The organism is Micromonospora sp. WMMD737 (genome assembly GCF_049179055.1).
Lineage (GTDB): Bacteria > Actinomycetota > Actinomycetes > Mycobacteriales > Micromonosporaceae > Micromonospora > Micromonospora reichwaldensis.
Window position 1 is genome coordinate 3,186,519 of sequence record NZ_JBMHMH010000001.1, and the last position, 11,743, is coordinate 3,198,261.

Here is an 11,743-nt window from a genome sequence, read left to right on the forward strand (position 1 = left end):
CCCGCCCCACGTCCACCACGGCCTTACTACCTCGCGGGTACGACAGGCCGGTGACTCCGTCGCCCCGTCAGCGCTTACGGGCCGCCCGCAGCAGCGCCTGCACCGCGTAGGCGAGCAGCAGCAGCCCGGTGCCGGTGCCGACGACGAGCCCCGCCGGCACCGCCGAGACGAGCGCGGTGACCAGCCCGGCCACGGCGACGGCGCACACCGCCACCCCGAGCGGCCACAGCAGCGGGTCGCGCAGCACCGGGACGAGCGGGAAGAAGTGCAGCCCCACCACGGCGCCGACCAGCACCGGGATGAACTCCGACCAGCCGACGAGGGCGAGCACGACGGCGCCGAGCCCGGCGGCGGCGAACTCGGCCAGGACGATCAGCAGGTAGCGGCGGTCGGCGGCGCGGTCGTGGACGACGCCCCCGGCTCCCCGGCTGCGGGCCACGACGACGGCGCCGATCACCGCCGTGACCAGGGCCGCGCCGCTCGCGACCACCAGCAGGGCGCGCAGCGGCTGCTCGGCGGCCGGCACGCTGAACCAGATCGTCGCGAAGACGCCCAGATAGAGCGCGGCGAGCCCGGCCTGGCGGCGGGACTGGAACTCCAACTCCGACATGGCACCCCCGTGTGCGTCGGCGGGCGGTCGACGTGCCGCCGGCCCGCCGATGCTACGTAACGGCCGACGCCGCCGCACCCACCCGGTGGCGCCGGACGACCGGCACCGGATCGCGAACGACCGACGACGAGCGACCGGACGCGCTGTCAGTCGACCAGGGTGCGGCCGGTGAGGTGGAGGAAGACGTCCTCCAGGCTGCTGCGCCGGACCAGCACGTTGGCCGGGCGCAGCCCCCGCTCGCCGACCTCGGCGACGGCCGCGTCGCCGTCGGGCACGTAGAGCAGGATCCGGTCGGGCAGCACCTCGACCCGCTCCCCCAGCCCGTCGAGCTTGCCGGCGAACGCCTCCTGGGACTCGGCGGCGAACCGCAGCTCGACGACCTCCCGGGTGGAGTGCCGGTCGATCAGCGCCCGGGGCGAGCCCTCGGCGACGATCCGCCCGCCGTCCATCACCACCAGGCGGTCGCAGAGCTGCTCCGCCTCGTCCATGTAGTGCGTGGTGAGGACCAACGTGACGCCCTGCTGCTTGAGCCGGAACAGCCGCTCCCACACCAGGTGCCGGGCCTGCGGGTCCAGGCCGGTCGTCGGCTCGTCGAGCAGGACGATCTCGGGCTCGTTGACCAGCGCGCGGGCGATGGTCAGCCGCCGCTTCATGCCGCCGGAGAGCGGCTCCACCCTGCTGTCGGCCCGCTCGGTGAGCTGGACGAAGTCGAGCAGCTCGGCGGCCCGCGCCCGGGCCACCCGCCGGGAGATGCCGAAGTAGCGCGCGTAGGTGGTGAGGTTCTCCTGGACGGTCAGCTCGGGATCCAGGTTGTCGAGCTGCGGGCAGACGCCGAGGCGGGCCCGGATCGCCGGCCCGTCGCGCACCGGATCCATGCCGAGGATGCGCAGCTCGCCGCCGCTGGGCGGGGAGGTGCAGCCGATCATCCGCATGGTGGAGGACTTGCCGGCGCCGTTGGGCCCGAGGAAGCCGAACGCCTCGCCGGCCCGCACCTCGACGTCGATGCCGTCGACGGCGGTGAAGTCGCCGAACCGCTTCACCAGCGCCCGCGCCTGGATGAGTGGTGGAGCCGTCGTCATCGCCCGACCCTAACCTCCGGATCCGACACCCCCACCGGACGGTTCCGGCACCTCCACCGGATCCGGGCGGGCCCGTCGCCGGGGTGATAGGGGCCGGGGCGGTAGGGGTACAGGCGCCCTGGTCAGGGCCCATCCGGCAACGGAGAGCGACGGAAACTACCCTGCGTCATGGCCTCGTGCGGTGCCGACGGCGCGGCGACGGCCGCGCGAGGGCGGGTCGGAAACGCGCTGCTTCCGGACCAGAGTGGACGCAACGGATACGGCCCGCTTCCCGGCTTGCCGCATTCTTACCAATCGGGGCGTGCATCCTGCCGCATATCCGGACCCCATTACGGTCTCTCTGTGTAATCGCAAGTCCCAATTAATTACTGGCTGCAATCATGATCAGCAATGTTCCGCCTCGTATCTAATTCGCGTATCGTGCCCCCTCGTGCCACCAGTGCGTTCCTCCGGCGAACCCGCCCCGCAGCCGTCCACCGTGGGCCCCGAGTCCACCCCGGATGGCGGTCCAGTTCCGTTGCCGTCCGAGACGGACAATCGGTCCGACCCGGACGGTGCCGCGCCCGATCCACGGGAACTCGCCGCGCAGTTCGAGGACGAAAAGCCCGGGCGGGAACTCTCCGGGCCGATCGGCGTGCTGGTCACCGGAACGACGTTGGCGATCGCGCTGCTCGCCCTCTGGCAGGTGTTCTACCCGCTGCCGCAGGGGAGCAAGTTCTACCTGGTCATCTTCCTGGCCGGCATCCTGCCGATGGTCTTCCTGGCGTACCCGGCGGATCTGCGCCTGCCCCGGCGGCTGCGCCGCACGGACGCGACCGGGCCGGGCGACCCGGTCCCGGCGGAGCGCCCCAGGCGCCGCGGCCCCACCGTGGCGGACTGGATCCTGGCCGGCGCGGCGCTGGTCAGCTGCCTCTACCCGGTGCTGCCCGTCGACCTGGGCGACGGCGGCGGCGGGTACGACGCCTTCCTCGACCGGCAGGGCCTGCTCGTCGGCATGGACGTGGGGATGGGCACCGTCCTGCTGCTCCTGCTGCTGGAGGCGTGCCGGCGCACCACCGGCTGGATCCTGCCGGCCGTCTGCGTGGTCTTCCTCGGCTACGGCTACTACGGCGGGCTGCTGCCCCAGTCCTGGCCGGTGGCCCACGCCGGCCTCGACTTCGGGCAGATCGTCGACGGCCTCTACAACTCCGACAGCGGCTTCTACGGCACCCCGCTCGACGTCGCGGCGACGTACATCGTGTTGTTCACCATCTACGGCGCGGTGCTGGACCTCTCCGGGGCCGGGCGGTTCTTCGTGGAGCTCTCCGCCGCCGCCTTCCGGCGCTCGCGCACGGCCGCCGGGCGCACCGCCGTCGCCTCCGGGTTCCTGCTCGGCACCGTCTCCGGCTCCGGCGCGGCGACGACCGTCAGCATCGGCGCGGTCACCTGGCCCGTGCTGCGCCGCGCCGGCTACCCGCCGGAGCGGGCGGGCGGCATGCTCGCCGCGGCCGGCGTCGGCGCGATCCTCTCCCCGCCCACCCTCGGCGCGGCGGCCTTCATCATCGCCGAGTACCTCGGCGTGTCGTACCTCCAGGTGCTCGGCTGGGCGACCGTCCCGACGGTGCTCTACTACCTCGGCATCCTCCTCGCGGTCGAGATCGACGCCCGGCGCTCGGGCGTGCGGCCGGTGGTGATCGACACGACCTCCGCCGGCCGGCTGCTGGCCCGGTTCGGCTACCACTTCCTGTCGCTCTTCGCGATCGTCGGGCTGCTGGCCGTCGGCTTCTCCGCGACGAAGGCCGTGGTGCTGGCCACCATCCTGGCCGCCGTGCTGTCCTTCCTCGACAGTCGGCACCGGCTCACCCCGGCCCGCCTGCTCGCCGCGCTCAGCGCCGGCGTGCGCGGGGTCCTCGCCGTGAGCGCGGTCTGCGCCGCCGCGGGCATCATCACGGCCACCACCACCAAGACCGGCCTCGGCCCCCAGGCGGCGGCGCTGCTGGTCAGCGGGGCCCAGGCCGTCAGCTCCGAGCCGGCCGTGGTGCTGGCGCTCACCGCGCTGCTCGCCGCCGTCGCCCTCACGCTGCTCGGGCTGGCCGTGCCGGTCACCGCGTCGTTCGTGATCGGCTGGGTGATCATCGGCCCGGCCCTGCTGGACCTGGGCGTCACCGCGCCCGCCGCGGCGATGTTCGTCTTCTACTTCGCGGTGCTGTCCGAAGCGTCCCCGCCGACCGCGCTCGCCGCGGTCGCCGCCGCCGCGGTGACCGGCGGCCGGCTGGTGCCGACCATGTGGCAGACCCTGCGGTACGCCCTGCCGGCCTACCTCATCCCGCTCGCCTTCGTGGTCACCCCGACCGGCCTCGGGCTGCTCGGCATCGGGGGCCCGCAGCGGATAGCCGTCGCCGCGACGGTCGCCGCCCTCAGCGTCGCGGTGCTCGCGGTCGCGGCGGGCGGCTGGCTGCCGGGCGTCGGCCCGGCCGGCACGCCGGAGCGGATCGTCGGCGCGCTCGCCGGGCTCACGCTGCTCTGGCTCGAACCCGTGCCCGTCGCGATCGGCGCCGCCCTGGCTGCCGTCATGGTGGCGGGCGTGCTCGTCAGACGCGGATCCGCCGGCCGGAACGGCGGGCCGTCAGCAGTACCAACGGTGAACCATGGGGAGGAAAAACAGTGAGACGGATCAACATGCGGCTCGCCGCGGGGGTTGGCGCGCTGGCCCTCGTCGCCGCGGGCACCGCCGGCTGCGGAGGCCGTCAGGACGGCGCGACCAAGGACGACGCCGCCAGTGAGATCACCTGCAAGGTCACCGACAGCACCCGCGTCGGCATCGCCACCGGCAACGCCACCGGGGTCTACTACGTGGTCGGCAACGCCCTGGCCGGTCAGCTCTCCGGGGCGACCGAGGGCAAGCTGACCGGCACCGCCGCCGAGACCGGCGCCTCGGTGCAGAACGTCGAACAGCTCGTCGGCGGGCAGTACGACGTCGCCTTCTCGCTGTTCGACACGGCGGTCAACGCGGTGCAGGGCAAGGGCAGCTTCACGGCCCCGCAGCCCGTCGAGGCGCTCGCCCGGATCTACGACAACTACACGCAGGTCGTCGTCCGGGCCGACTCGGGGATCAACTCGGTCGCCGACATGAAGGGCAAGAAGATCTCCACCGGCTCCCCGAAGTCCGGCACTGAGGTCATCGCCAACCGGCTGCTGGAGGCCGCCGGCCTCGACCCGGCCAAGGACGTCCAGGCGCAGCGGCTCGACCTGACCAAGAGCGTCGAGGGCGTCAAGGACGGCAGCGTCGACGGGCTGTTCTGGTCGGGCGGGGTGCCCACGGGCGGGCTGACCGACCTGTTCACCACCGCCGGCGACAAGGTGAAGTTCATCGACATCACCCCGCTGCTGCCCAAGATGACCGAGCTCAACCCGGCCTACCAGGCCGGGACCATCGGCGCGGACGTCTACAAGACCGCCGCGGACACCCCGACCATCGTGGTACCGAACGTGCTGCTGGTCCGCAAGGACCTCAACGCGAACGTGGCCTGCGCGATCACCCGGACGGTGTTCGACAAGAAGGACGCCCTGGCCCAGGCCAACCCGGCCGCCAAGGGCATCAGCCTGGACAACGCCCGCAAGACCGACCCCGTACCGCTGCACCGCGGCGCGGACAAGGCGTTGCAGGACCTCGGCGCACGCTGATCCCCGGCGCCGGGTCCGGGCCTCGTGCCCGGGCCCGGCGCCCCGACCCTGACCCCGGAGGGCCCGAGTGTCGCTCCCCACCCCCGGCCGCGTACGCCGGCACCACCGGCCCGCCGACCACACCGACCGGCTGTGGTCGGTACGCACCCAGCTGCTCGCGCCCATCCTGGTGTCCACGGTGAGTCTGGTGGTGCTGGGGTCCACCCAGACCGCCATCGCCATGGCCGCCACCGACGACGCGGACCGCGCCCGGGTGCTGGCCGGCACCGCGACCGCCACCGTGCGCCTGGTGCACGAACTGGAGCGGGAGCTCGGCGAGACGGCGGCCCTGCGCCAGCGCGGCGGCAGCAGCGGACGGCCCCTCGTCGACGCGCAGCGACGGCGGGTCGACGAGTCCGTCGAGCGGTACCGGGGCGCCAGCCGGGACGCCCGCCGGGCGGCGCCCGACCTGCGCCGGGTGCTCGACGGCGCCGACGCGCAGCTCGGCCAGCTCGAACCGGCCCGCGGATCCGCGCTGGGCGGCAGCACCGCCGACCCGACCTACCTCTCGCTGGTCGAGTCGCTGCTCGCCGTCGCCGACGCGCTGCCGGCCCAGGTTCGCGACCGGGAGCTGGCCAACGGGGCGCGGGAGGTGGCGGCGGTGGCCGCCCAGGAGCACCTCGCCGCGGTGGAACGCGACCTGCTCCGCACCGTCTTCGTGCGGGGCTCGCTGGCGGACGGGGAACTGGTCCGCCTCGGCCAGCTGCGAGGCGCGCAGGAGCAGCGTCAGGCCGAGTTCTCCCGCATCGCCGGCCGGCCGGCGGCGGACGCGTACACCCGGCTGGTGGCCGGGACCGACGTCTCCACCGCCCGCCGGATGCGCGACAGCGCGCTGAACGTGGAGTCCGAGCCCGCCGGGCTGAAGACCGACGGCGACGCCTGGTACGTGGCCCAGAGCGGGGCCATCCGGCGGTACAACCTGCTCGGCCGGGAGCTCTCCGAGGAACTCGACCGCAAGGCCGCCGGGCTGGCCCGCGACGCCCAGCGGCGGGCCCTGGTCACCGGTGGCGCGACCAGCGCCGTCGCGCTGGCGTCGCTGACCGCCGCCGTGCTGCTCGCCGTCCGCACCGCTCGGCGACTGCGCCGGCTGCGGGTCGCGGCGCTCACCATGGCGCACCGCGAGCTGCCGGAGCGGATCACCGCGATCGCCTCCGGTGACGGCACGCCGGCCGACGGCGCGGCCACCCGGATGACCGCCGGCATCGGGCAGGGCCGGGACGAGATCGCCCAGGTCGCCCAGGCCTTCGACACGGTGAACCGGGCCGCCCTGCGCCTGGCCGGTGAACAGGCCGAGGTGCGGATGGACGTGACCCGGATGGCCGAGGCCCTGGCCCGGCGCATCCGTACCCTGATCACCCGGCAGCTGCGGCTGCTCGACGAGTTCGAACGCGAGGAGACCGACCCGGACGCGCTGGCCCGGCTCTTCGCGCTGGACCACCTCGCCGCCCGCATGCGGCGCAACGGCGAGAACCTCCTCGTCCTCGCGGGCGGGGAGCCCGGCCGTACGCACGACGGCGCCCACCTGCTCGCCGACGTGGTGCGGGCGGCCGCCTCCGAGATCGAGGACTACCCGCGGGTGGAGGTCGACGTGCCGACCGCCGCGGTGCACGGGGCCGCCGTGGGCAACCTGGTCCACCTCCTCGCCGAGCTGCTGGAGAACGCCACCGTCTACTCCCCGCCGAACTCCCCGGTGCACGTCGACGGCCGGCGCACGATCGACGGCCTCACGCTGCGCGTACACGACCAGGGCATCGGCATCAGCGACAGCCGCCTCGCCGCGATCAACGAGCGGCTGCTCGCCCCCGCGATGCTCTCCAGCGCCTCCGCCGGCAGCATGGGCCTGCACGTGGTGGCCCACCTGGCGGCCCGGCACGGGGTACGGGTGCAGCTGCACAACAGCGGCGCGGGCACCGTCGCGCAGGTGGAGATCCCGGAGTCGGCGCTGACCCGCGTCGAGGACGTCGCCCCGCGCTCCGCGCCGGAGGTACGCGCCCCCGCGCAGGCCGCCCCGCAGGTGCACGCACCGGCGCCACCCGTCCGGACGGTGCCCGCGCAGCCGCCGCCCGTGCGTACGCAGGCGCCGGTCGTTCCCGCCCAGACGGCCTGGTTCCGGCCCCGGACCGGGACCGGCGGTCCCGCCACCCTGCCCGACCTGACCAGCGTCCACCACGCGCCGACGATCACGCTCCCGGTGCTCGGCGCGCGCCCGGCCGGGCCCGGTGGCGCCGCGGTGCCGCCGTCGGGTCCCGCGTCGGCCCCGCCCGCGCCGCCCCCGCTCACCGGGGCCGGGCTGCCGCGCCGCACCCGGGGCGGCCAACTGCCGGCCGCGCTGCACGAGGCCCCGACGGCGCGGCCCGCGGGCGACCTGCTCGACCCCGAGGTCGTGCGGTCCCGGCTGTCCTCGCTCGCCGAGGGAGTGGCCGCGGCGACCCGACGTACCCAGACGACACCCCCCAGGAGAATCCCATGACATATCCCGAGAGCGCCGGCCTGGACTGGCTCCTGACCAACTTCGCCGAACAGGTGCCGGACGTGTCGCACGCCCTCGCGGTCTCCGGCGACGGGCTGCGGCTGGCGGCCTCGCCCCACCTCGCGCCCGACCAGGTGGACCAGCTCTCCGCCGTGATCAGCGGCCTGGCCAGCCTGACCGTCGGTGCCGCCCGGCTGATGTCGGCGGGCCGCGTACGCCAGCAGATCGTCGACATGGACGGCGGGGTGATGCTGGTGATGGCGGTCGGCGAGCGCGCCCTCGTCGGGGTGCTCGCCGCGCCCGGCTGCGACCTCGGCCAGATCGGCTACGAGACCGCCATGCTGGTCCAGCGGGTGGCGGAGGCCCTGGAGCCGGCGGTCCGGGCGTGATCGGACGGTCCTCCCGGTTGCTGGCGGCCCTGCTGGCGACCGTGCTCGCCACCGGTTGCGGCGCGGCCGAGGCCGGGCCGCAACCCTGGCACGGTGGCCGGATCTTCCTCGCCACCGGCAACACCACAGGCGTCTACTACCAGCTCGGCGGCGGCTACGCGGACGTGATCAGCCGGCACCTGCCCGGCTACGAGGCGCGGGCCGAGCCGACCGGCGCGTCGGTGGAGAACGTCAACCGGCTGGCCAGCGGCGACATGGAGATCGCCTTCAGCCTCGCCGACACGGCGGCCGACGCCGTCGCGGGGCGCGGGGCGTTCGAGGGCCAGCCGCAGCCGGTGCGGGCGTTGGCCCGGGTCTACAGCAACTACACCCACGTGATCGTCCGCGCCGACGCGAAGGTCACCAGGCTGTCGGGCCTGCGCGGGAAGCGGGTCTCCACCGGCTCGCCGAAGTCCGGCACGGACATCATCGCCGGGCGTCTGCTGACCGCCGCCGGCCTCGACCCGGACCGGGACGTCGTCCGGGCCACGCTCTCCCTGCCGGAGACCGTGAAGCGGATGCGGGCCGGCACGCTCGACGCGATGTTCTTCTCCGGCGGCCTGCCCACGCCGGGCATCGCCGACCTGCTGGCCAGCGCGCCCGGCAAGTACGCGCTGCTGCCGATCGTCGACCTGATGGAGCCGCTCACCGCGCGCCACGGCTCGGTCTACACCACGGCGGAGCTGCCGAAGGAGGTCTACAAGACGAGGAACGGCACGCCGACGGTCACGGTGGCGAACGTCATCCTGGTCAGCGCCGACATGCCCGACCAGCTGGCGTACGACCTGACCCGGCTGCTCTTCGCCTACCAGGCCGACCTGGTCAAGGTGCACCCCGAGGCCGGCAACTTCACCCAGCAGAGCGCCTCGGGCACCGACCCGATCCCGCTGCATCCCGGGGCCGCGCGGTTCTATCAGCGCGGGTGACCCGCGCCGGTCAGACGTCCGCCGGGGCGGTGGCGGCGCGGGCCTCCGCCACGAGGCGGTCGGTCTCGGCGAGCACCTCGGGGTCGTCGGCCGGGGTGCCGGGGTCGAGACGGACCGTCCACGTGAGGCCGTCCACCCCCGGCACCCGGCGCGCCGCGACCCGGCCGGCGCCGCCGGGCACCGGGCGGTGCTGCGTGTACGCCACCGACCGGGTGACCCGCTCCCGCACCTGGTGCGGCAGCTCACCCGGGTCGAGCAGCAGGTGGCTCTCGGCCGGGCCGTCGGCCACCACCAGGTAGCCGTCGCGCTCGGCGGACAGCTCGGCCGGGGTCACCGTGAGCTGCCGGCCGGACCAGACCGCCTTGAGGATGTCGTGCCAGCCCAGCCTCTGCGCCCGGCCGGGCAGCCAGAGGCCGAGGTTGCTGGCCACGACGACCCCGTCGTCCTGGCCGTCGCCGACGGCGGCCCAGGCGAGCACCCGCTCCTCGGCGGCGAGCGGCGGCCGCTGGGCCGCGGGCAGCTTCGGCTTGCGGCGGAACAGTCCCATCTACAGTCCTCCCGCGGCCTGCTCGCGCAACGCCCGGGCGTGCTGTTCCAGCGACAGCAGCTCCCCGAAGGCGGCGAAGTACTCGTCCTTGTTGTTGACCGGGTTGATCCGCTGGATCCGGGACTTGAGGTCCCTGATCCGGCTGGTCACCGAGCCCCACTGCAACCGGGCCATGGTGACCGAGACGTAGCGCGGGTCGGGCTCGCCGTCGATGCGCAGCGGCTCCACCGCCAGTTCGCCGACGAGCGCCCGGGCGGCCAGGTCCTCGCAGGCGTCGCGGACCGACTCGATCCAGACCGCGCCGCCGGCTGCCGTGGCGACCCCGCCGACCGCCGCGACGGCCGCCCGCACCGCCACGTGCACGGGGTGCCGGTATTCCGACGCCTCGACCGCGTCGAACATCGGCCCGGCCAGCACCGGCTCCTGGAGGGCGAGCTTCAGCGCCTCCCGCTCGACCATCGACTGCGGGTTGTCGACGATCGGCTCCGCCGGGGCGGGCCGGGGCGCGGGCGGGGCGTCCCGGCCGGGTGCGGCCGAGGCGGCGGCGAGCACGGCCCGCTGCACCGGCTCGATCTCCATGCCGAGGTCGCCGGCGAGCTTGCGCACGTACTCCGGGCGCTTCTCCCGGTCCTTGAGCTTGGCGACCAGCGGCGCGGCCCGACGCATCGCCTCGACCCGGCCGTCGACGGTGTCGAGGTCGAAGCGGTTGATCACGTGCCGCAGCGCGAAGTCGACAAGCGGCTCGCGGCGCGCCACCAGGTCACGGACGGCCAGGTCGCCCTTGGCCAGACGCAGGTCGCAGGGATCCATGTTGTCGGGGCTGACCGCGATGAACGTACGCCCGACGAAGCGCTGGTCGTCCTCGAAGGCGCGCAGGGCGGCCTTCTGGCCGGCGGCGTCCCCGTCGAAGGTGAAGATGATCTCGCCGGCCACGTCGTCGGTGTCCATCAGCAGCCGGCGCAGCACCCCGATGTGGTCCCCGCCGAACGACGTGCCGCAGGTCGCCACGGCCGTCGGGACCCCGGCCAGGTGGCAGGCCATCACGTCGGTGTAGCCCTCGACCACCACCACCTTGCCCTGCTTGGCGATCTCCCGCTTGGCCTGGTCGATCCCGTAGAGGACGTGCGACTTCTTGTAGATCGGCGTCTCGGGGGTGTTCAGGTATTTCGGGCCGTCGTCGTCGTCGAAGAGCTTGCGGGCGCCGAAGCCGATCACGTCGCCGGTCAGGTCGCGGATCGGCCACATCAGCCGGCGGCGGAACCGGTCGATCAGCGTGCCGGAGCGCGACGGGCGGGACAGCCCGGCGGTGACCAGCTCGTCGTGGCTGAAGCCCTGCTGACGCAGGTGCTTGGTGAGCAGGTCCCAGGCGTCGGGCGCGAAGCCGCAGCCGTAGCGCTCGGCGGCGGCCCGGTCGAAGCCGCGCCGGGCCAGGAACTCCCGGGCCGCACGCGCGCCGGCGGTGGTGAGCTGGCCGCGGTAGAACTCCACGGCGGCGGCGTGCGCGGCGACGAGGCGCTGCCGCTGCCCCTGCTGCGGGCGCGGGCGCGGCGTGGCGGAGTCGTTCTCGACGTAGCGCAGCTGGAGGCCGGCGCGGTGGGCGAGCCGCTCGACCGACTCGACGAAGCTGAGGTGCTCGGCGTCCATCAGGAACTTGATCGCGTCGCCGCCGGCGCCGCAGCCGAAGCAGTACCAGACGTTGCGGGCGGGCGAGACGTTGAACGACGGGCTCTTCTCGTCGTGGAACGGGCACAGCCCCTTGAGGTTGCCACCGCCGGCCGACCGCAGGGTCACCGTCTCGGAGATGACGTCGGCGATCGAGCTGCGTTCCCGGACCAGCGCGATGTCCTCGTCCCGGATCCGCCCAGCCATGTCCGCCACCCCCTCGGCGTACATCCTGCCCTGCCGCACCGACGCCGCGCCGCCGGGGGACGCCGCGTGTGGCGACCACCGCCGTCACCTCGGCGCCCGCGCCCGCGACGGC

Annotated in this window: 9 protein-coding genes; 5 read left to right on the top strand and 4 right to left on the bottom strand. The window is 74.4% G+C overall.

Translation table 11 applies throughout. The annotated features are described in order from the left end of the window. Positions 1–67: 67 nt before the first annotated feature. Positions 68–610: a hypothetical protein gene (locus ACN27A_RS13575; protein ID WP_421453191.1), complete on the bottom strand. Its 543-nt coding sequence runs from the start codon at positions 608–610 to the stop codon at positions 68–70. Between the two features lie 146 nt (positions 611–756). Next, complete coding sequence (locus ACN27A_RS13580; RefSeq protein ID WP_421453193.1) at positions 757–1,689, bottom strand: ABC transporter ATP-binding protein; 933 nt, start codon at positions 1,687–1,689, stop codon at positions 757–759. 517 nt (positions 1,690–2,206) lie between these two features. Here ACN27A_RS13580 and ACN27A_RS13585 point away from each other — a divergent pair. The 5 genes from ACN27A_RS13585 (at position 2,207) to ACN27A_RS13605 (ending at position 9,215) form a co-directional block, all read left to right on the top strand. Then, positions 2,207–4,336, top strand: a complete 2,130-nt coding sequence (locus tag ACN27A_RS13585; RefSeq protein ID WP_421453196.1) for a TRAP transporter permease — start codon at positions 2,207–2,209, stop codon at positions 4,334–4,336. Next, the gene (locus tag ACN27A_RS13590; RefSeq protein ID WP_421453198.1) at positions 4,333–5,352 is read left to right on the top strand and encodes a TAXI family TRAP transporter solute-binding subunit; all 1,020 of its coding nucleotides are present in this window, start codon (positions 4,333–4,335) and stop codon (positions 5,350–5,352) included. The genes ACN27A_RS13585 and ACN27A_RS13590 overlap by 4 nt, the downstream gene beginning before the upstream one ends. A gap of 67 nt (positions 5,353–5,419) precedes the next feature. After that, positions 5,420–7,861, top strand: coding sequence for a nitrate- and nitrite sensing domain-containing protein (locus tag ACN27A_RS13595; RefSeq protein ID WP_421453201.1), 2,442 nt, complete (start codon positions 5,420–5,422; stop codon positions 7,859–7,861). Continuing rightward, complete coding sequence (locus ACN27A_RS13600) at positions 7,858–8,250, top strand: roadblock/LC7 domain-containing protein (RefSeq protein WP_357580303.1); 393 nt, start codon at positions 7,858–7,860, stop codon at positions 8,248–8,250. The genes ACN27A_RS13595 and ACN27A_RS13600 overlap by 4 nt, the downstream gene beginning before the upstream one ends. Further along, the gene (locus ACN27A_RS13605) at positions 8,247–9,215 is read left to right on the top strand and encodes a TAXI family TRAP transporter solute-binding subunit (RefSeq protein WP_421453204.1); all 969 of its coding nucleotides are present in this window, start codon (positions 8,247–8,249) and stop codon (positions 9,213–9,215) included. Before ACN27A_RS13600 ends, ACN27A_RS13605 begins: the two co-directional genes overlap by 4 nt. Positions 9,216–9,225: 10 nt before the next feature. Here the strand turns inward: ACN27A_RS13605 and ACN27A_RS13610 are convergent, their stop codons facing one another. Next, complete coding sequence (locus ACN27A_RS13610; protein WP_421453207.1) at positions 9,226–9,762, bottom strand: hypothetical protein; 537 nt, start codon at positions 9,760–9,762, stop codon at positions 9,226–9,228. Beyond that, on the bottom strand, positions 9,763–11,655 hold the full coding sequence (gene dnaG, locus ACN27A_RS13615; protein WP_421458456.1) for a DNA primase: 1,893 nt from the start codon (positions 11,653–11,655) through the stop codon (positions 9,763–9,765). It lies immediately after the preceding gene. Positions 11,656–11,743 lie beyond the last annotated feature (88 nt).